We start from the raw sequence: 19,836 nt of genomic DNA on the forward strand, positions 1-19,836 counted from the left end.
TAATGATGAGTAAAATTTTAGAAATGATTGAAAAACGTAATAAAGCTTGGGAAGGTGCAAAAGCTTTTGTTGAATCGAATAAGGATAAAGACGGTCTATTGTCTGAAGAACACACGAAACAATATCAAGAAATGGAAAATAAAGTGTTGAACTTTAGTAAAGAAATCGACCGATTACAACGTGAGGAACAAATGGAGAAAATGATGGAAAAACCAATCAATGCTCCAATTAAAGAAAAACCAAGACAAGACGTTGAGGAGAAAACAGGTCGTGCTCGTAAAGAGTATAAGGAAAGTATGCTTCAAGCGCTACGTACGAACTTTAAACAAGTGTCGAATATTCTACAAGAAGGAGTGGATGCTGATGGTGGGTATTTAGTTCCTGAAGAATATGACGCACGACTAATCTCTGTTTTAGAAGAAGAGAATATCATTCGTAATTTAGCTACTGTCATTACAACTGCAGGTAATCATAAAATTAATATCGCAGGTACTCGTCCAGCAGCAGCATGGATTGACGAAGGGGCAGAATTACAGTTTGGAGATGCAACCTTTAAGCAAATGTTGCTAGATGCGCATAAGTTGCACGTTGCCATTAAAGTGACAGAAGAATTGCTTTATGACAGTGCATTTAATTTAGAAGCATACATTAATGAACAATTTGGTAAAGCACTTGCGAATGCTGAAGAAGATGCTTTCTTAAACGGTGATGGAAACAACAAACCAACAGGTATCTTCCACGAAACCAATGGTGGTACATTCCTTGAGAAAGTTAGTGCGATTAAGTCAGATGACGTCATTAACTTAGTACATGCCTTAAAACGACCTTATCGAAAAAATGCAGTCTTTATTACGAATGATAAGACCATCGCTCAGATTAGAAAATTTAAGGATAGTAATGGGGCATACATTTGGCAACCAAGCTATCAACAAGGTGAGCCTGATAAATTGTTAGGTTATCCTGTTTATACTTCCGCATTTGCACCAGAAAATACGATCGCTTTTGGCGACTTTAGCTATTACAACATTGGGGATCGTGGGGCTCGTTCATTTAAAGCCTTAACTGAATTATTCGCAGGTAATGGGATGATTGGGTATGTGGCAAAAGAACGTGTTGACGGTAAGTTGATTGTCAAAGAAGCCGTACAAATCTTAAGTACACAAGGTTAGAAAAGGAGGGTTAAGCAGTGAGTCTTACGTTAGAAGAAGTTAAACAATATGTCAGAGTAGATTCAAGCGATGATGACGCACTGCTTGAGTCTTTGATGTTGAGTGCGAAACAATTATGTTCGCATATCCTAAGAGTAGATGAAACAGACGAGTTGTTACAAAAAGATGAAGTGAAAATCGCTATGCTTTATGCAATTGCCTATTTATATGAGCATAGAGAAGAAGCAAATCACAAGGATTTAACACTTACCCTTAGAAGTCTACTCTTTGGACTTAGAAAGGTGGAGTTTTAATGAAGGTCAGTTTGTTTAATACAAAAATCACTCTACAAATCTCAAGTGTAGCTATGGATGAAGTGGGCAACCAAATAGAATATTGGCAAGATGCCTATACTTGCTTTGCAAGTGTCAGCCACGAAAGTCCACTGGAAAATACAAGTGCAGGTGCGATGTGGGATAACAGTAAAATAGATTTTACAATTCGTTATTCATCTGAAGTAGCTAAAGTAGATTCACTTACTCACCGAGTGATTTTTGAGGATCAGATATATAACATCAAAGGAATTGACCATATGAATTATAAAAAGAAATCATTGAAAATTCATTGTCAAAGGGTAGAAAGATGAAAATAAAAGTCGATGATTTAGCTAAAACCATTCAAAAAAAACTTGACCAGTATAAAAAGCTAACCAATGAACAAATTAAAGAAACCGTAAGAGAAGTTGGTAAGGAAACAAAAGAATTAATTCAAGCAACTGCGCCAAAGAAAAGTAAGAAATATTCTAAAAGTTGGGCAGTTAAAGTGACAAGAGAATCATCAAACGCTATGAGTGTGATAGTTCATTCAAAAAATAAATACCAACTTACGCATTTACTAGAGTTTGGTCATGCCAAAAGAAATGGTGGACGAACGAAAGCAATACCACATATCGGAGAAGCTGAACAACAATCAATTCAATTATTCGAAGAAAGAGTACAGGAGATATTAAACAATGGCTAATTTAAATACAATCTTAAAACAACTTAATATCCCGTATGCCTATCATCATTTTGCCGAGAGTAAATCGCCTAAGCCACCCTTTGTAGTTTATTTACTACCAAATACGAATCACTTTAAAGCAGATGGGAAGATTCACTTTAAGGTAAGTGTTGTACATTTAGAAATTTATAGCGACAAAAAGGATATTACTTTAGAGCAAAAAGTAGAATCTATACTTGATAAAAATAGTATCGTGTATGAAAAAAGTGAAGTTTGGATAGAGTCAGAAAAACTCTATGAAGTCTTATATACATTTGAAATGGAGGAGAATAAGTTATGGGAAACAAAGTAAAATATAATTTAAAAAATGTTCATGCAGCGAAATTAACGAAAACACCTGAAGGAACATTTAATTACGCAACACCTAAACCAATCCCTGGTGCGGTGAGCATTAGTTTAGAAGCAGAAGGTGAATCAAGTCCGTTTTATGCAGATGGTATTGTTTATTTTAGGTCGACATCAAACAATGGGTATAGTGGTGACTTGGAAATTGCATTAATACCTGAATGGTTTAGAACAGAAATTTTAAATGAGGAATTAGATAAAAATGGCGTGTTGGTTGAAAAAGCAACAGTTAAAGAAACGGAGAAATTTGCACTGCTGTTTGAGTTTGATGGAGATGAAAAAGCAATCCGACATGTTTTATATAACTGCTCTACTTCTCGTCCGTCAATCGAATCTGAAACAAAAGAAGAGTCTATTTCACCGGGGACGGAGAAACTCACGTTAACAGCAGATCCGAGAGAAGATGGGTTAGTTAAATCAAGAACGGGAGACACGACACAAGATGCAAGTTATCAAAACTGGTATAAAACGGTTTATGTACCTACACCAAAAGCAGAAGCAACATCTCTACCATCAAGATAGGAGTCTAACTTATGATTGAAAAAACAGTAATAATCAATAAACAAGAAGTAATATTTCGATCTTCAGCAACTATCCCAAGGTTATATCGATTGAAATTTAAGCGTGATATCTTTAAAGACTTATCAAAACTAGAAAAATCATATCAAGGTAATGACTCTACCTTTGAGGTTGAAGATTTAGAAATCTTTGAAAATGTGGCTTATATTATGGCGTATCATGCAGATAAGACGATACCACCAACGATTGAAGAGTGGCTAGACCAATTTGAGATGTTCTCTATTTATGAAATCTTACCCGAGATTTTGGAATTATGGGGTAGTAATTTAGTAACTGATGTTGTAAATAAAAAAAAGTTACATCAAGTAGCAGGGAAATGACAACCGCCTTATTTCTACTAAGATGTGTTGAAGTCGGTATTTCTATAAGTGACTTAGATTTATTATCTATTGGAATGGTACTTGATATTTGGACTGAAAAAGCAAATGACAGTGTGAAGTACAGTAGAGTGGCAGGTCAAGCAGAGTTTGATAAGTTTTAGCATTAACCACAAGGGTTAGTGCTTTTTTAATTTTAGAAAGGAGGTTAGAGAATGGCTAATCGCATTAAGGGGATTACGATTGAAATTGGTGGTGATACAACAGGTCTTGATAAGTCACTCAAATCAGTTAATTCATCTATTAAAAATACGCAGATGGCATTAAAGGATGTCAATCGTTTATTAAAACTTGATCCAAAGAATGCTGAATTACTCGCTCAAAAACAAAAACTACTCCAACAACAAATCAAAGAAACGAGTAGCAAATTAGATGTGTTAAAAGAAGCAGATAAACAAGCCAAATTTCAACTTGAAAGTGGTGATTTAGGTCAAGATAAGTACGATGCTTTACAACGTGAAATTATTGAAACGGAACAGTCTATCTCTAAACTCCAAGAAGAACTTAAACAAGTACCTAACTCAGTATCTTTATCAGTAAAAGAAGCAGGAGATAAGATTAAAGATTTTGGCGATAAAACTGCTGAAGTAGGTGGAAAGTTATCAACACACTTAACTTTACCTCTTGTTGGCATTGGTGCAGCATCTGTTACTGCCTTTAACGAAGTTGATGCTGGACTTGATACGATTGTGACCAAGACAGGGGCAAGTGGTGATGCTCTTGAAGAGATGCAAAGCATTATGGAGAGAATTGCGACAAGTATCCCTGTTGATTTTGCGACAGCTGGTGCAGCAATTGGTGAAGTAAATACAAGGTTTGGTGTTACTGGTCAGCAACTAGAAGAATTATCAACGCAGTTTATCAAGTTTGCACAAATCAATAATGTTGATGTTTCAAGTGCGATTGATAACACTCAAAAAATTATCGCTGCTTTTGGATTAACCACTGAAGATACAGGTTTGGTTTTGGATACAATGAATGCAGTTGGGCAGAGAACTGGAATTAGTATGGATGCTTTATCTAATGTGATGATTACCAATGCCGCCTCACTACAACAATTAGGTTTTTCAGCAAGTGATGCGGCTAACTTTTTAGGTAATGTGGAAATGTCTGGGGCAGATACATCTCAAGTGATGACTGGTTTAACCAAAGCATTAGCAACTGCAACTTCAGAAGGTAAGCCATTAAACGAAGCACTTGCTGATATTCAAAATAGTATGGTTAATGCCAAAAGCGATACTGAAGGATTGCAAGTTGCATATGAGTTGTTCGGTAAAAGAGCTGGTGGAGCGATTTATCAAGCATGTAAAAATGGTTCTTTAAATTTTAATGAACTAGGGACGTCATTAAAAGATAATATGGGTTCAGTTGAATCTACCTTTGAAAATACAATTGATCCGATTGATAGTTTTCAAACGACCATGAATCAACTCAAAATTGTAGGTGCTGATGTAGGTAATACACTAATGACAATCTTAAAGCCAGTTCTTGAAAAATTAGCAACAGTCTTTAAGAATATCAAGTCTGGTTGGGATAGTTTGTCACCAGGAATGCAAGAAGCGATTGCGACCTTTGGTGTTATTGTTGCTACTGTCGGTCCAATCCTTGTAGTAGTTGGAAAAATCATCACAGCAATTGGAACAATTACAGGTGTCCTTAGTCCTTTGATTGGATTATTAATGGGAACTAGTACGGCAACTACAGCGGTTGGAGTCGCAGGAGGAGCAAGTGCCGCAGGAACAACAGCAGCCGGAGTAGCGGCAGGAGGTGCAGCCACAGGATTTGGTGCATTAAACCTTTCACTGTTACCTATTATTGGTATTATTGCAGGTATTATCGCTGCGATTGCCGCTATTATTTTGGTCATTAAGAATTGGGGTGCTATTACTGAGTGGTTTAAAGGTGTTTGGGAAACTATTACACAAACAGTCACGACAGTGGTTCAAAATATTTCAACATTCTTTATGACGGCTTGGCAAGGCATCGTCACTTATTTTACAACTACATGGGAAACCATTAAGAATGTTTTAGATTTTGGTTTACAGTTTATTGTCGCACTCATTGAGGGTGCTTTTTTATTAATTACTTTACCATTTCAGTTAATATGGGAGAATTGTAAATCAACCATTTTATCTGTATGGGAAAGTATCAAATCAATTGTAGATAGTGGTATTCAAGCAGTATCAAGCGTGATTAATATTGTCATGACCACTATTTATAGTTTCTTATCAACGATTTGGCAATTAATTAGTACGACAATTTCTAATGTGGTAAATACGATTAGAACAATAGTGTCTAATGTGTTTAATGCGATTAAAAGTATTGCGACTACTGTGTGGAATGGTATTAAATCAACTATTGGTGGTGCAGTTGAAGGTATTAAGTCAACAGTTTCAAATGTATTCACTGCTGTATCAAGCACAGTAAGTAGTATTTTTAATGGAATTAAATCAACTGCAACATCAGTTTGGAATGGCATCAAGTCAGCTATTACAACACCGATTGATAATGCCAAGAATTTTGTTAAAAGCGCTATTGATTCAATCGTAGGATTTTTCTCTGGGATGAAGATTTCTTTTCCAAAAATCAAATTGCCGCATTTTAGTTTAACAGGTAGTTTCTCATTAATGCCTCCATCTGTACCAAGACTTTCTATTGATTGGTATAAAGAAGGTGGGATTATGACAAGACCTACACTCTTTGGTATTAACGGTTCATCTTTAATGGCGGGTGGAGAAGCAGGAGCAGAGGCAATCTTACCACTTAAAGGATTTTACTCACATTTAGATAAATTATTCCATGAGAAGATGAATGGAAATGACATGATTGAAAAGTATCTATCAATCATTGCTGAAAACAGCACGCATGCCATTTATCTTGATGACGGCACATTAGTTGGTCGATTATTGCCAAGTATTGATAGTGGTTTAGGGAAATTAGCAGTAAGGAGGGCAAGAGGTTGATAAAACTTTTTATTGATGATGTTGATTTATATAGAGAAGCAGGTATCGTATTAGAAGAATTTGATATCGGCATACCAGAAATGAAAATTAATAAAGTTTCTGTACCTGGTAGAAATGGCGATCTTGATATGAGTAAAGCCTTGACGGGTTATACGCATTTTCATAATCGAACGATAGTATTACAACTAGGTATAATCGGTAATGAGTATGCACGAGAAGCTATACGTACACTGTTCTTTCAGTCTTTATACAATAAACAAATTAAAGTAGCATTTTCTCATTTAGAAGGATATTTTCTAGGTCATGCCACGATAAATTCACATGAAAGAACGCCTGCAAAATCAACAATTAAAGTAACTATTGATTGTTATCCTTTAAGATATATTGGAGAAGAAATAATAAGTCGGACAATACTAACCACGTCACCTAAGACAGTTTCAGTTCATAATATGCATATGCCTGTTCCAGTAACTATTGAAACAACAGCACAAGCAAACGTTGAATATAAGGGAAAAAGATACTCAGTTCAAAGAGGACAACATAAATTAGGCATTATTTTAGAACAAGGTAATAACATGTTTACGGTGTCTGGTAGTGGCACACTTACAATAAAATTTAGAATGGAGGTGTTGTGATGTATCGTATTTATGCTGATAGTGATTTGATTTATAATCCTTTAATTCCTGAATACAGTATTCTTGATGGTAGGTTATCCATTAGTTTAAATACGGTAGGTACTTTAACTTTTACAATACCTAAAAGCAATCCAGGTTATGGTCGTATTAAGTATATGAAATCTATTATCACCCTTTATGAAAATGACCAGTTGTTATTTAGAGGAAGAGTGTTCTCTCCAAGTGTTGATTTATATCAGACGGAAACTGTGGAATGTGAGAGTGACTTAGCATTTTTCAATGATAGTATTCTTGAACCTTATGATTTTAGAAATGTGAGCGTTGAACAAGTTTTAAGGACAGTTATTTCAAAACACAATACTCAAGTAAGTAGCGATAGACAATTCAAGTTAGGTCGAGTCACCGTGACTAACGATACAGCAACCGGTAATATTATCCGTTCATCAACAGACTATACATCCACTTGGTCTTTTTTAAGAGATAAACTTCAAAAAGAACTCGGTGGCTATTTTTTTGTACGCTATCAAAGTGACGGCGTGTATTTAGATTATGTAAAAGATTTAAATTATATAGCTAGTCAAGAAATTGTTCAAACGATTAATTTATTAGACGCAAAAAGAGAATGGTTTAGTGATGAATTAGCTACGATTATTATTCCGTTAGGTTCAAAAATAAAAGAAGAGAATAGCGATGACGAAAATTATCTAACAATAGAATCAGTTAATAGTGGGAGTAAATCCATTCGAGATGATACGGCTATTTCCCTTTATGGAGAAATTACAAAGGTTACGCATCATGATAACATTACCGATCCAACGAATTTATTACGAGCAGGTAGAAAAGATTTAGCTGATTCGATTATGTTGATTAGTAAAATTACATTAACAGCTGCTGACTTATCAAAGGCAGGAGAATCAGTTGACGCTTTTAGACTGGGACAAAAGGTGCAGGTTAATATTCCAAGTTTAGCAATCGAAGAGAAAATGTTGGTAAGTAGTCTGTCATTGGATTTACTACATCCAGAAAGTAACATCTTATCGATTGGTGCTGAAGAAAAAACGATGACGGTCACTCAGTTTAATACAGAGCATTCAATTGAAACGATATATCAGAATTTACAAGAGAACATGAAAGAGTTAAATGCAATGGCGATTGTTAGGGCGATTCGAGAAGCTAACTCTTATATTCAACAATCTGCCAATGAAATTAAACTTGAAGTATCTGAGAAATACTACAATAAAGAAAAGGCAGATGAATTATTAAGTTCCATTCAAACGATGATGACACAAACATCAAATGCGATTACTTTTCAGTTTAATCAATATAAACAAGTACAAGAAACATTGTATGGTTCAAACGCTAAGAAGTTTACAGAACTGAGTCGTTATATTCGTTTTGAGAATGGGCATATTATTTTAGGTGAACAAAACAGTCCAATCGTTCTTCGTATAGAGAATGAAAGGATTGTTTTTTTACAAAGTGGTGTAGAAAGTGCTTATTGGCATAATCGAAAATTCTATGCCGTAGACGGCGAGTATATTCATAGTTTGAAGTTAGGGAAGTTTGCTTTTATGCCAAGGGCAACAGGAAACTTAAGTTTTACAAAGGTGGTGAATTAAGATGGCAAGTAATGGTTCTTTTAATACGAATGCCTATGAAGTTAGGTATTTAACATTTGAGTGGAGTGTTGCCAGTCAAAACGTAACAACTAATCAAACGACTATTAACTGGAGTTTACGCGGTAATGGATCAAATCCAACAACTTGGTATATGTCGGGTAATTTCAAAGTTGTCATCGAAGGTTCAACCGTTTATCAGTCTACGACGCGTATTCAGTTAAGTGGATCAACAAGCGTTGCGAGTGGTCAGTTTACACTAACGCATAACGCAGACGGCAATAAATCGTTTAGTGCCAGTGTAGAAGCTGGCATTTACTATTTTGCAGTTAACTCAAGAGGAAGTGGCACATGGTCACTACCGACAATCGCAAGAGCAACACAACCCAGTGTGAATAAAACAACGATGGCTTTTGGGGATTCTATTATCATCTATACCCCTAGAGCATCAACGGTTTTTACGCATACGATTCAAGCAGGTGTTGATAATAAGTTGAATTTTACCAATATCGCAACTAATGTAGCGACTAGTCATACATGGACATTACCTAAAACTTGGGGGAGATATTTAACCCATTCAACAGATAAGTTAAAGTTTCGGGTATTAACTTACTCAGGCGGACAGTTAATTGGTAGTAGAGATACTAACCCTGTCTCAGTCACAGCAACTTCAGATATGGCACCAGTGGTTAATATCGCTTTAAGTGATGCCAATAATCTTTACAACACGTATGGTGGTTTTGTCAAAGGTAAGTCCAAGATTAGAGCAGTAGTTTCTGAAACGATGTATGAACAAGCTGTTGTCACGACCCGAAGTTTGGTCTTAAACGGTATTACTTATCAAAGTAATAATCAAACCTCTGAAGTCATTACTTCTACCACGCAAAGGATAGAGGCTAGAGTAGTTGATTCAAGAGGTATGACTGGTACAAAAGTTTTAACACCACTTGTTTATGATTGGTATGAACCTAAAATTACAATGGCTAAAGCTAATCGATGTCAAGCTAACGGTACACTTGATGAAGCAGGTACTCATATTAAATTAGAGTATGCTTGTGCCATAGCACCAGTTAATAATCGTAATCAGAAGAATCTAAGTTATACTTATAAACCACAAAATCAAACTCAAGCAACTACTCAAAACATCACAATGGATACTTATAGTAAGACAGGGAGTGTCATTTTCCCTGCCAGTGGAGAAAGTTCTTGGGAAGTGACACTCACATTAAGAGATGCCTTTAATTCAAGTCAAGTGGTCATTAGTGTGGGTACAGCTTTTGTATTACTAGATTTTCATAGTTCAGGTAAAGGGATTGGTGTTGGTAAGGTTGCAGAACTTCAAAACACTTTAGACATCTCACCTAATTGGAACTTGAAATATAAAAATTCAATGATGACGGACTTTGTGATTGAACAAGGCATACGTAACAATTGGATTTATCGAAAATGGTATAGCGGATTTTTAGAATGTTATATTTCTGGAACGATAGAAACAGTAAATCAAAATGCATATCGAAGTAAGCAATTTACACTGCCATTTAATCAACCAAATACAAATTATATTGTTCAAGTCGTACCGACACTTTCAGGGCATTATACAGATTATATATGGGTTGGAAATACTAATGGGACTAACAGTAAAACAACTTCATCATTTACGATTTGTATTTGGAGTGATAATCAAAATAACTTTACTTTTGGTGTTGATATAGCAGTTATGGGTAGATGGAAAAATTAAGGAGGAAAAAATGAAAGATATATGGTCAACCATTCAATTAGTGTTTTCAGCAATAGGTGGAACACTTGGTTATGTATTAGGAGGTATGGACGGCATGTTATATACGTTATTAGTTTTTGTGACTATCGATTATTTGACAGGCATGTTATGTGCGATAGCAGATAGAAAATTATCGAGTGAAGTTGGATTCCAAGGTATCGCAAGAAAAGTCATTATATTTACATTAGTAGGAATAGCACATTTACTAGATGTACAAATCTTAGGAAAAGTTGGCGTGCTAAGGGCAATGGTGATTTTCTTTTATGTGTCGAATGAAGGAATCTCAATTATTGAGAATGCGACACACCTAGGATTACCGATTCCAGAAAAATTAAAATCAATCTTAGAACAGTTAAAAGATAAGGAGGGTAGAAAATAATGAGTAATAGTCCTTTAGTTAATCATATAAATTTAAGTCCAAATCATAGTGGTCTTAGAAAGCATAAAATTGATACAATTACGATTCATCATATGGCAGGTAACTTATCTGTCGAAACATGTGGTAAAGTATTTCAACCAAGGTCAAGACAAGCAAGTAGTAATTATGGTGTAGATTCCAAAGGACGTGTTGGTATGTACGTTGAAGAGAAGAACCGTTCGTGGTGTTCTTCAAGTCCGGCTAATGATAACCGTTCGATCACAATCGAGGTAGCTAATGACCAAATTGGTGGTAATTGGCATGTAAGTGATATTGCTTTAGAAAAAACGATAGAACTTTGTGTTGATATATGTAAGAGAAATGGCATCAAGCAATTAGTCTACACTGGTGATACGAAAGGTAACTTAACCAAGCATGAATGGTTTGCGAATACAAACTGTCCTGGACCATATCTTGGTAGCAAATTCCCATATATCGCTTCGGAAGTGAACAAGCGATTAAGAGGACAATCATCAACACCTATTCAAACATCGACTATGCATCTTGATGATGTGGCACGACAAGTTATTAATGGTCGTTTTGGAAATGGAGAAGAACGCAAGCAAAAATTACGTTCAGCTGGCTATGATCCTGTTCAAGTTCAAAATCGAGTGAATGCCTTATTAGTTAAAAAACCGACACCTCAATCCACTTTAAAATCAATCGATGAAGTGGCACAAGAAGTGTTGAACGGTAAATGGGGTAATGGTAATCAGCGCAAATCTGCGCTCATTGGTGCAGGTTATGATTACGACAAAGTCCAAGCAAAAGTGAATGAGATTGTTAGTGGTAAATCCACTCCGTCACTCAAACCTATTGAAGTCGTTGCACGAGAAGTCATTAACGGTAAATGGGGCAATGGTCAAGAACGAAAAAACCGTTTAACGCAAGCAGGATACGATTATCATCAAGTTCAACAAAAAGTGAATGAATTAATATAGAAGAAAACCTATCTAGGCAGAAATGCTTGGATAGGTCTTTTTTTTGTTTTGTAGAAAAATATTTTTTTAAAATCGTCCGATTTTATTCTTTCCCAAGGCTATCTATTAGAGGGAAATAAAAAGAACATCCTCTAGAAAGGAGAAATGCAATGAAACATCAATTAAAAGTCAGTGTTTCAAAAACACCGTCCTTAGAAAAGATGATGACATGTCGAAAGCTATCAATACGAGAAAAAATTTTGCGATTTTTCTTTGGTAAAAAGCAAGACCTTGTTGTCTTAATTCCAAGTGACAGAATATCAGAAGTAGCCATTAGTAAGAAAGGAGAAAGCAATGAGTAAGATGAAATTACTTCAACAAGTATTAGATGATTTGAATAATTTAAATCAGAGTATTTCAGATTTAGTGAACGCACTTGAAAATAAACAAGAAGTTAATGAAGACCAGGAAAATCTTCCTACCACTACTTTAGAAGAAGTAAGAGGTGTGTTAGCGGAAAAAAGTAGAGATGGATTAACTAAAGAAGTTAAAGGTCTAATTCAAAGCTTTGGTGCTAGCCGACTAAGTGAGATAAAAGCAAGTGATTATCCGTTACTTCTTGAAAAGGCAAAGGAGTTAAAACATGAGTAATCATGCATTATTATCAGCTTCCAGTTCTCATCGTTGGTTGAGTTGTCCACCACTTCCAAGATTAGAGCAATTTTTCCAAAATGAAATCAGTGATGTAGCAGTGGAAGGTACACTTGCTCACAAACTTGCAGAACATAAACTACGTGTGGCATTAGGGGAAAACAAAACGCAATTAGACATGACCAACATAAATCAAGAAATGCAGGAACATACAGATGATTATGTGACGTACATTCTTGAACAAATAGCATTAGAAAAACAGACAACGAAGGACCCAAGTATATTAATCGAACAAAGATTAGATTTTTCAAACTATGTACCAGAAGGATTTGGAACAGGAGATTGTATCATTATCGCAGATAAAAACCTACATATCATTGACTTTAAATACGGTCAAGGGGTAGAAGTTAGTGCGGTAGATAACCCACAGATGAAACTGTATGGACTAGGGGCACTGAACATCTATGAAGCATTGTACGATATTGAAACAATTAAGATGACCATTTTTCAACCAAGAAAATTTAACATTTCGACTTATGAGATGACAGTTAAAGCATTGAAAGACTGGGCAGAAACAGAATTAAAAGAAAAGGCAGAACAAGCTTTTGAAGGTAAGGGGGTTATTACTTATGGACCTTGGTGTCAGTTTTCAAGTTGTGGTACGGTACTTCGTGCAAGGTTCGATTACCATAACAAGCTAAAACAATTTGAATTGAAGTCGCCACATCTATTAACAGATAGCGAAATAGAAGAGGTCTTAGATCATATTGATGATTTAGTGAAATGGTCTAATGAAGTCAAAGAGTATGCAACTAAAGTCTCATTAGAAAGTGGCAAAGAATGGAGTGGATACAAATTAGTACACGGTAGAAGCACAAGGAAATTTAAAGATGAGAATAAAGTGGTTGAGATAGCTAAGGAAAATGGATATGACAATATTTATAAGCAATCGTTACTCTCGATGACAGAACTTCAAAAAATGATGGGGAAAAGTACATTTGAAACCATATTTAAAGATGAATTCATCAAACAGTTAGGGAAACCAACGTTGGTTCCTATAACAGATAAAAGACAAGTAATTATAACAGCCAAACAAGAATTTAATGAAATAACGGAGGAAAAGTAAATGGCAAAATTAAATAAAACAAAAGTAATTACAGGTAAAGATACAAGACTATCTTATTTTAATGGGTGGCATCCCGTATCCATTAATGGCGGTGCAGAAAAATATTCAGTATCGGTTTTAATTCCAAAAGATGATAAAGAAACTTTAGTAAAAATTGAAAAAGCAATTGATGCAGCAATTGAAGAAGGTATTGCAAAATTTGGTGGCAAAAAACCGAATAAGGCGGCAATTAAACTACCACTTCGTGATGGCGATATTGAACGAGATGATGAGGCATATAAAGGGCATTATTTTATTAATGCCAATTCAGTCGCAAAACCACAAATTGTGGATAGAAATGTAGCACCTATCTTAAATCAAGAAGAAGTGTATTCAGGTTGTTATGCAAGGGTATCACTGAACTTTTATGCGTTTAATTCTAATGGGAATAAAGGTGTTGCGTGTGGACTAGGCAATATACAAAAAATACGAGATGGCGAACCATTAGGTGGAAGAAGTAGTGCGAGTGATGATTTCACGACTTTAGAAGATGATGACTTTTTGGCATAGGAGGGATAGTCTGTGATGGAATATCTAGTCGTTATCGTAGTAGGGGTATTAGTGTTGGAATTTATGATTAAGCGTGGCTTAGAGTTATATTTGTATATAAAGGAACAGTTAGATGAAACAACTAAATATTGACATTGAAACGTATTCTAGTGTGAACTTGCTTAAATCTGGTGTCTACAAATATGCAGAGAGCGAGGACTTTGAAGTCCTCCTTTTTGCATACGCTGTTGATGGGGGCGAAGTTTGTGTGGTGGACTTGGCTAAAGGTGAGTGTATTCCTAAGGAAATCATAGATGCACTACAAGATGATACGGTGTTGAAATGGGCGTTTAATGCACAATTTGAACGGGTGTGTTTATCTCGTCATTTTGGGGTTGCTCTTTTGCCATCATCTTGGCGGTGTACGATGGTGTGGTCTGCGTATATGGGATTGCCATTATCTCTTGAAGGTGTGGGGGCAGTGTTAGGACTAGAAGAACAAAAGTTAAAGATAGGTAAAGATTTAATTCGTTATTTTTGTGGATCTTGTGCTCCCACCAAAACCAATGGTGGACGAACAAGAAATGAATACTACCATGATGAGCAAAAGTGGAAACAATTCAAAGCATATAATAAAAAAGATGTGGAAGTGGAGATGGCAATCGGACAGAAACTATCTAAATTTCCAGTCCCTGATTTTATATGGGAGGAGTATCTACTTGATCAAATCATAAATGATAGAGGAATAGCAGTTGATCCACTCTTTGTAGAGAGAGCAATTTCTATAGATGCGAGGTGTAGAAGTGCAATGATGGAAGAATTACAACAATTAACGCATATAGATAATCCAAATTCAGTTTTTCAACTCTCTCAGTGGCTACAAGCACAAGGTATTGATGTAGAGAGTTTGGATAAAAAATCAGTCAAAAAGCTATTAAAAGAAGAGAAGAATCCTACTGTAGAACGAGTGCTACGATTAAGACAGCAATTATCCAAATCATCAGTTAAAAAGTATCAAGCGATGCAACAGGTTGCTTGTAGGGATAATCGGTGTCGAGGAATGTTTCAATTTTTAGGGGCTAATCGTACTGGCAGGTTTGCTGGGCGATTGGTTCAATTACAAAATTTAGTTAGAAACAATATGTCTGATTTAAAAGAAGCACGAGAGCTTGTCAAACAAGGCAATATGGAAGCGTTGAGTATTTTGTACGATGATACCTCTAAAGTATTATCCGAGTTGATTCGAACAGCGTTTATTCCAAAAGGGAGATTTTATGTGGTGGACTTTTCAGCTATCGAGGCACGAGTGATTGCATGGCTTGCGAAAGAGAAGTGGCGAGAAGAACTGTTTAGAGACGGTGGAGATATTTATTGTATGTCTGCGAGTCAGATGTTTGGTCTGCCAGTAGAAAAACATGGTGTGAATAGTGAATTAAGGCAGAAAGGCAAAATTGCCGAGCTTGCCTGTATCGCAGAAGATGAACATGTTTTAACAGATTATGGGCTTGTCCCTATTCAAGATGTCACTACAGATATGAAAGTATGGGACGGACTGAATTGGGTTAAACATGAGGGTGTCGTTTATCGAGGTGTAAAAGAGGTGATTGAATACGATGGTCTTAGAGCAACCAAAGACCACCTTGTGTGGACGGAAGGGCAATTACATCCGATACAGTTTGAAGAATCCGCCAAAAGCGGCGAGCATCTCTTACAAACAGGAAATGGTAGGAGAGCGATACGGTTGGGTGGAAATTATCAGTCCAGAAAAAAGATGGAATCAAAAGAAAAATCATTGTTATGTTTTAACTCAGTGTATAGGTTGTGGCAGTATACAATGGCAAAATCGAAATGCTTTAACCAGTGGAAAAAGGAAAAATTAGCGATTAATCGAGGCAAGGTTAGAGTTTATGACATACGAAATGCCGGACCATATCATCGTTTTACCGTATCGGACAAGTTAGTACATAATTGTGGATATGGCGGGTCAGTAGGTGCATTAACCGCTATGGGAGCACTTGAAATGGGACTAAAGGAAGAAGAACTGCAACCCTTGGTGCAAGCATGGCGAATCGCTAATCCTAACATCGTTAACTTATGGTGGGAGGTAGATAGGTGTGTCAAGCAGACTGTCAAAGAGCGTATCACAACGAAAACACACGGCATTATCTTTAGCTACCAAAGTGGTATGTTGTTTATAACTTTGCCAAGTGGTCGTAAACTCTCCTACATCAAACCAAGAATAGGAGAGAATAAATTTGGTGGGGAGTCTGTTACGTATGAAGGGGTAGGTGCAACGAAGAAGTGGGAGAGAATTGAAAGTTATGGCCCGAAGTTTGTAGAAAATATTGTGCAAGCAATCGCTAGGGATATTTTAGTCTTTGCGATGCAAAACTTAAAAGATTATGACATTGTCGCACATGTACATGATGAGGTCATTATAGAAGGCGAAGGTCTATCCTTAGAAGAAATTTGTTCTATTATGCGTCAAGTACCGCCATGGGCAAAGGGATTGATTTTAGATGCAGATGGTTATACATGCGAATTTTATAAAAAAGAATAACAAACCGTCCGATTTTACCTCCTGCCAAGGCTACCTTGTAGGAGGTATTTTATTATGGATACAAAAACTGAAATTATTAGATTAAGAAAGAACGGACTAAGTTATAAAGACATTTCTATTTGTTTGAATATGTCGGTTAATACGATTAAGTCTGTTTGTCGCAGATTAAAAGTAGAAAAACAATCCATTGATACGAATAGAAGTGTCTGTCTCTTGTGTAAAGTATCGTTAACGCATACTCAAGGAAAAAAGAAAAAGAAGTATTGTAGTGATACTTGTCGAATGAAGTGGTGGAATACACATCTTGATAAAGTCAATAAGCAATCTTATTCAGAGCATATCTGTTTCAATTGTCAGAAAACATTTCAATCGTATGCAAATAATAAAAGGAAATATTGCAGTCACCATTGCTATATTGCATCACGCTTTGGAGGTAAACAAGATGATGAATAATAGTGTTTTCCACGCCGAATTAACTTATCAAGTAACTATGTTGTATGTTAAAGCGTTATTAAGCAGGGGTCTACTAAGCATAGAGCAGTGCCGTGATTTTCAAGAGCAAATGCAAACACTGTATTCGCCACTTTTTAGCAAATATATGGACGAAACACTTGATAAATAAATGGTTTAGAGTGATATATAGTGATACAAAAAGGAGGATACATTGTGAAAACAGTCAAAAAAATACAACAGATAAGACCAGTGAAAAATAAAAAATTACGTGTCGCTGCTTATGCGAGAGTATCCCATTCTGAGTTACTACAATCACTCTCCAATCAAGTCAGTTATTACAGTGAATTGATTCAAAATCATTCAGAATGGGAATATAAAGGTGTTTATGTTGATAGTGCAATTACTGGGCGGAACATTAAACAGAGAAAAGAATATCAGCGGTTAATACAGGATTGTAAAGAGGGCAAGATAGATGTGATACTAACGAAATCAATCTCTAGGTTTGGTCGTAATACCATAGACTTACTAAAAACAATTAGAGAGTTAAGACGATTAAATGTGAGTGTGCGTTTTGAAAAAGAAAACATTGATACAATGACCACAGATGGCGAGCTATTACTAACTTTATTGGTTTCTATCGCTGAAGAAGAATCAAAGGCAATTGGACAAAACATCAAATGGCGTGTCAAAGAAAAGTTTCAACAGGGACTTCCTCATAGTCCACAAGATATGTATGGGTATCGTTGGCAAGAGGATGCGTATGTCATTGAACCCCATGAGGCGTCCATCATCCAACAAATTTATGAGTGGTATTTAAATGGTTACTCTCCCACACAGATTGCAAAAATATTAAATGAAAAAAGAGAGAAAACAAGGAAAGGCAATGCATTTACAAGGAGTGTGATTCATAATATTTTAAGTCAAGACACCTATACGGGACGATTAATATTACAAAAAACATATCGTGTAGCACATAAAGGAAGATCTGTTATGAATCAAGGTGAGCATACAAAGTATATCGTTGAACAAGCCCATGAGCCGATTATCTCAAAAGAACAATTTGAAGAAGTCCAGCAAGTAAAAGCCACAAGAAGTAATCATTATCAGAAAGGAGCAAAGCATGGCGAAAAAGATTGTCACCATAGAAGCAGTTAAGCCTGTTTGTCATCAAGTAGATTTTTTAAGGAAAAGAAAAGTGGCAGGATATGCCAGAGTTTCCACAGACCATGATGACCAAGCAAGCTCTTATGAAGCACAAATGTGTTATTATGAAAACTACATTCAAAGTCGTCATGATTGGGAGTTTGTGAAGATGTATTCGGATGAGGGGATAAGTGGAACGAATACGAAGAAACGTCTAGGATTTCAAGAAATGGTAGCAGATGCCTTAGACGGTAAGATTGATTTAATCATTACAAAATCAATTAGTCGCTTTGCCAGAAATACAGTGGACGCCTTGACAACAGTTAGAAAATTAAAAGAAGTGGGGGTTGAGATATACTTTGAAAAAGAAAACATCTGGACACTCGATTCAAAGGGGGAGTTGTTGATTACGATTATGAGTTCCTTGGCACAAGAAGAATCACGGTCAATTTCAGAAAATATTACATGGAGTAAGCGTAAGATGGCGGCTGAGGGGCAAGTGACATTTAATTATACCCATGTTCTCGGATTTAAAGAATCAAAGGAGGGTGGCTTTGAAATTGATGAAAAGGAAGCGGAGGTTGTCAGATACATCTTTGGGTTATTTTTACAAGGAGAAAATCCAAACAGTATCGCTAAGATATTAACAGATAAAAAGATTGCCACTCCAGCAGGAAAGAAAGTGTGGAGTTATTCTACAATCAAAAGTATTCTAAGCAATGAAAAGTATAAGGGAGATGCACTACTTCAAAAGTCTTTTACAGTTGATTTCCTAACGAAAACAAGAAAAACTAATCAAGGGGAACTACCCCAGTATTATATCGAAAACAACCATGAAGCGATTATTGATAAAGCGATATTTGATATGGTACAAGTGGAATTAAAACATGAAAGAAGTCGATCAACATTAAGCTATTTTGGTAAAGTGATATGTGGGTGCTGTGGTGGCAGTTATGGCAGACAGACATGGCATTCAACGAGTAAGTATAAAAGAGTTGTGTATCGATGTAACCATAAATACAAAGGGGAAGAAAAGTGTGATACGCCACATGCAAGTCGTGAAGAGATAGAAGCGTGGATTAGCCAAGCAATTAGTCAGTTGATAACGAATAAAGACGAGATTATACGCAATTTGGAATGCTTAATAAGTGTATTGGCAAAGAGTGGACAACTAGAAGATGAACTAAAAACTTTAGAATCTCAGCTATTTAGCATTCAAGAAGAAGTTGAACAGTTAGTCAATGGGAAACTGACACAAAATCTCTATTCACAATATGATGCTTTAGTTAAAAACTACCACACACTACAGAAAACATATCGTGACAAGCAACAAGTGTTGCAGGAAAGAAAAATCAAATTGAAAGCATTAAACAACTTTATAGACATCTTAAGGCAACAAGACAAGCTAGTTGTTGTATACGATGAAAAGCTATTTAACACCTTAGTAGACAAGGTCATCATCTATAAAGACAAACAAGTAGAAGTCCACTTCAAGAACGAACAAGTCATATCTATGTGATATGGCTTTTTTGTGATTA

23 protein-coding genes are annotated in these 19,836 nt (G+C 35.9%); all 23 read left to right on the plus strand.

Annotation, left to right across the window (positions count from 1 at the left end; translation table 11 throughout):
* Positions 1 to 5: 5 nt before the first annotated feature.
* The 23 genes from G576_RS0100150 (at position 6) to G576_RS0100265 (ending at position 19,817) form a co-directional block, all read left to right on the plus strand.
* Positions 6 to 1,169, plus strand: coding sequence for a phage major capsid protein (locus G576_RS0100150; RefSeq protein ID WP_211218864.1), 1,164 nt, complete (start codon positions 6 to 8; stop codon positions 1,167 to 1,169).
* Between the two features lie 17 nt (positions 1,170 to 1,186).
* A complete protein-coding gene (locus G576_RS0100155) occupies positions 1,187 to 1,462 on the plus strand; it encodes a head-tail connector protein (protein ID WP_027972819.1) in 276 nt (91 codons plus the stop codon).
* Positions 1,462 to 1,794 carry a phage head closure protein gene (locus G576_RS0100160; protein ID WP_027972820.1) on the plus strand — a complete coding sequence of 111 codons (333 nt, stop codon included), beginning with the start codon at positions 1,462 to 1,464 and terminating at the stop codon, positions 1,792 to 1,794. The genes G576_RS0100155 and G576_RS0100160 overlap by 1 nt, the downstream gene beginning before the upstream one ends.
* Positions 1,791 to 2,168 carry an HK97 gp10 family phage protein gene (locus G576_RS0100165; protein WP_037618096.1) on the plus strand — a complete coding sequence of 126 codons (378 nt, stop codon included), beginning with the start codon at positions 1,791 to 1,793 and terminating at the stop codon, positions 2,166 to 2,168. The genes G576_RS0100160 and G576_RS0100165 overlap by 4 nt, the downstream gene beginning before the upstream one ends.
* A complete protein-coding gene (locus tag G576_RS0100170) occupies positions 2,161 to 2,499 on the plus strand; it encodes a hypothetical protein (protein ID WP_027972822.1) in 339 nt (112 codons plus the stop codon). The genes G576_RS0100165 and G576_RS0100170 overlap by 8 nt, the downstream gene beginning before the upstream one ends.
* Positions 2,484 to 3,074, plus strand: coding sequence for a major tail protein (locus G576_RS0100175; RefSeq protein ID WP_027972823.1), 591 nt, complete (start codon positions 2,484 to 2,486; stop codon positions 3,072 to 3,074). The genes G576_RS0100170 and G576_RS0100175 overlap by 16 nt, the downstream gene beginning before the upstream one ends.
* Positions 3,075 to 3,085: 11 nt before the next feature.
* A complete protein-coding gene (locus tag G576_RS0100180) occupies positions 3,086 to 3,451 on the plus strand; it encodes a hypothetical protein (protein WP_027972824.1) in 366 nt (121 codons plus the stop codon).
* Positions 3,448 to 3,612, plus strand: coding sequence for a hypothetical protein (locus tag G576_RS13695; protein ID WP_169361564.1), 165 nt, complete (start codon positions 3,448 to 3,450; stop codon positions 3,610 to 3,612). The genes G576_RS0100180 and G576_RS13695 overlap by 4 nt, the downstream gene beginning before the upstream one ends.
* A gap of 51 nt (positions 3,613 to 3,663) precedes the next feature.
* Positions 3,664 to 6,471: a phage tail tape measure protein gene (locus G576_RS0100190; protein ID WP_027972825.1), complete on the plus strand. Its 2,808-nt coding sequence runs from the start codon at positions 3,664 to 3,666 to the stop codon at positions 6,469 to 6,471.
* Positions 6,468 to 7,106: a phage tail family protein gene (locus tag G576_RS0100195; RefSeq protein ID WP_027972826.1), complete on the plus strand. Its 639-nt coding sequence runs from the start codon at positions 6,468 to 6,470 to the stop codon at positions 7,104 to 7,106. The genes G576_RS0100190 and G576_RS0100195 overlap by 4 nt, the downstream gene beginning before the upstream one ends.
* Complete coding sequence (locus tag G576_RS0100200) at positions 7,106 to 8,725, plus strand: phage tail protein (RefSeq protein WP_027972827.1); 1,620 nt, start codon at positions 7,106 to 7,108, stop codon at positions 8,723 to 8,725. Before G576_RS0100195 ends, G576_RS0100200 begins: the two co-directional genes overlap by 1 nt.
* A gap of 1 nt (position 8,726) precedes the next feature.
* Positions 8,727 to 10,460, plus strand: coding sequence for a hypothetical protein (locus G576_RS0100205; RefSeq protein ID WP_027972828.1), 1,734 nt, complete (start codon positions 8,727 to 8,729; stop codon positions 10,458 to 10,460).
* 10 nt (positions 10,461 to 10,470) lie between these two features.
* The gene (locus tag G576_RS0100210; protein WP_027972829.1) at positions 10,471 to 10,878 is read left to right on the plus strand and encodes a phage holin family protein; all 408 of its coding nucleotides are present in this window, start codon (positions 10,471 to 10,473) and stop codon (positions 10,876 to 10,878) included.
* A complete protein-coding gene (locus G576_RS0100215) occupies positions 10,878 to 11,858 on the plus strand; it encodes an N-acetylmuramoyl-L-alanine amidase (RefSeq protein WP_027972830.1) in 981 nt (326 codons plus the stop codon). The genes G576_RS0100210 and G576_RS0100215 overlap by 1 nt, the downstream gene beginning before the upstream one ends.
* 149 nt (positions 11,859 to 12,007) lie before the next feature.
* Positions 12,008 to 12,199 carry a hypothetical protein gene (locus G576_RS0100220; protein WP_027972831.1) on the plus strand — a complete coding sequence of 64 codons (192 nt, stop codon included), beginning with the start codon at positions 12,008 to 12,010 and terminating at the stop codon, positions 12,197 to 12,199.
* Positions 12,192 to 12,488 (plus strand): hypothetical protein, encoded by a 297-nt coding sequence (locus G576_RS0100225; RefSeq protein ID WP_027972832.1) that lies wholly within the window; start codon positions 12,192 to 12,194, stop codon positions 12,486 to 12,488. The genes G576_RS0100220 and G576_RS0100225 overlap by 8 nt, the downstream gene beginning before the upstream one ends.
* The gene (locus G576_RS0100230; RefSeq protein WP_027972833.1) at positions 12,481 to 13,614 is read left to right on the plus strand and encodes a DUF2800 domain-containing protein; all 1,134 of its coding nucleotides are present in this window, start codon (positions 12,481 to 12,483) and stop codon (positions 13,612 to 13,614) included. The genes G576_RS0100225 and G576_RS0100230 overlap by 8 nt, the downstream gene beginning before the upstream one ends.
* Positions 13,615 to 14,163 (plus strand): DUF2815 family protein, encoded by a 549-nt coding sequence (locus G576_RS0100235; RefSeq protein WP_027972834.1) that lies wholly within the window; start codon positions 13,615 to 13,617, stop codon positions 14,161 to 14,163. It begins immediately after the preceding gene.
* A gap of 112 nt (positions 14,164 to 14,275) precedes the next feature.
* A complete protein-coding gene (locus G576_RS0100245) occupies positions 14,276 to 16,702 on the plus strand; it encodes a DNA polymerase (protein ID WP_027972835.1) in 2,427 nt (808 codons plus the stop codon).
* 54 nt (positions 16,703 to 16,756) lie between these two features.
* Positions 16,757 to 17,155, plus strand: a complete 399-nt coding sequence (locus G576_RS0100250) for a sigma-70 family RNA polymerase sigma factor (RefSeq protein ID WP_037618100.1) — start codon at positions 16,757 to 16,759, stop codon at positions 17,153 to 17,155.
* A complete protein-coding gene (locus G576_RS11980) occupies positions 17,145 to 17,324 on the plus strand; it encodes an SHOCT domain-containing protein (protein WP_037618109.1) in 180 nt (59 codons plus the stop codon). The genes G576_RS0100250 and G576_RS11980 overlap by 11 nt, the downstream gene beginning before the upstream one ends.
* A 44-nt stretch (positions 17,325 to 17,368) precedes the next feature.
* Positions 17,369 to 18,310 (plus strand): recombinase family protein, encoded by a 942-nt coding sequence (locus G576_RS11985; RefSeq protein WP_051177926.1) that lies wholly within the window; start codon positions 17,369 to 17,371, stop codon positions 18,308 to 18,310.
* A complete protein-coding gene (locus G576_RS0100265) occupies positions 18,276 to 19,817 on the plus strand; it encodes a recombinase family protein (RefSeq protein ID WP_027972837.1) in 1,542 nt (513 codons plus the stop codon). Before G576_RS11985 ends, G576_RS0100265 begins: the two co-directional genes overlap by 35 nt.
* The last annotated feature ends 19 nt before the right edge of the window (positions 19,818 to 19,836 follow it).

The organism is Streptococcus porci DSM 23759, assembly GCF_000423765.1.
Classification (GTDB): Bacteria; Bacillota; Bacilli; order Lactobacillales; family Streptococcaceae; genus Streptococcus; species Streptococcus porci.

Excerpts from the sequence above, each read along its gene's own strand:
- G576_RS0100265 (WP_027972837.1), top strand. The coding sequence starts at position 18,276 with ATGGCGAAAAAGATTGTCACCATAGAAGCAGTTAAGCCTGTTTGTCAT.
- G576_RS0100165 (WP_037618096.1), top strand. The coding sequence starts at position 1,791 with ATGAAAATAAAAGTCGATGATTTAGCTAAAACCATTCAAAAAAAACTT.
- G576_RS0100220 (WP_027972831.1), top strand. The coding sequence starts at position 12,008 with ATGAAACATCAATTAAAAGTCAGTGTTTCAAAAACACCGTCCTTAGAA.
- G576_RS0100200 (WP_027972827.1), top strand. The coding sequence starts at position 7,106 with ATGTATCGTATTTATGCTGATAGTGATTTGATTTATAATCCTTTAATT.
- G576_RS0100230 (WP_027972833.1), top strand. The coding sequence starts at position 12,481 with ATGAGTAATCATGCATTATTATCAGCTTCCAGTTCTCATCGTTGGTTG.
- G576_RS13695 (WP_169361564.1), top strand. The coding sequence starts at position 3,448 with ATGACAACCGCCTTATTTCTACTAAGATGTGTTGAAGTCGGTATTTCT.
- G576_RS0100175 (WP_027972823.1), top strand. The coding sequence starts at position 2,484 with ATGGGAAACAAAGTAAAATATAATTTAAAAAATGTTCATGCAGCGAAA.
- G576_RS0100250 (WP_037618100.1), top strand. The coding sequence starts at position 16,757 with ATGGATACAAAAACTGAAATTATTAGATTAAGAAAGAACGGACTAAGT.
- G576_RS0100210 (WP_027972829.1), top strand. The coding sequence starts at position 10,471 with ATGAAAGATATATGGTCAACCATTCAATTAGTGTTTTCAGCAATAGGT.
- G576_RS0100245 (WP_027972835.1), top strand. The coding sequence starts at position 14,276 with ATGAAACAACTAAATATTGACATTGAAACGTATTCTAGTGTGAACTTG.
- G576_RS0100180 (WP_027972824.1), top strand. The coding sequence starts at position 3,086 with ATGATTGAAAAAACAGTAATAATCAATAAACAAGAAGTAATATTTCGA.
- G576_RS0100235 (WP_027972834.1), top strand. The coding sequence starts at position 13,615 with ATGGCAAAATTAAATAAAACAAAAGTAATTACAGGTAAAGATACAAGA.
- G576_RS0100190 (WP_027972825.1), top strand. The coding sequence starts at position 3,664 with ATGGCTAATCGCATTAAGGGGATTACGATTGAAATTGGTGGTGATACA.
- G576_RS0100160 (WP_027972820.1), top strand. The coding sequence starts at position 1,462 with ATGAAGGTCAGTTTGTTTAATACAAAAATCACTCTACAAATCTCAAGT.
- G576_RS11980 (WP_037618109.1), top strand. The coding sequence starts at position 17,145 with ATGATGAATAATAGTGTTTTCCACGCCGAATTAACTTATCAAGTAACT.
- G576_RS0100215 (WP_027972830.1), top strand. The coding sequence starts at position 10,878 with ATGAGTAATAGTCCTTTAGTTAATCATATAAATTTAAGTCCAAATCAT.
- G576_RS0100170 (WP_027972822.1), top strand. The coding sequence starts at position 2,161 with ATGGCTAATTTAAATACAATCTTAAAACAACTTAATATCCCGTATGCC.
- G576_RS0100225 (WP_027972832.1), top strand. The coding sequence starts at position 12,192 with ATGAGTAAGATGAAATTACTTCAACAAGTATTAGATGATTTGAATAAT.
- G576_RS0100205 (WP_027972828.1), top strand. The coding sequence starts at position 8,727 with ATGGCAAGTAATGGTTCTTTTAATACGAATGCCTATGAAGTTAGGTAT.
- G576_RS0100150 (WP_211218864.1), top strand. The coding sequence starts at position 6 with ATGAGTAAAATTTTAGAAATGATTGAAAAACGTAATAAAGCTTGGGAA.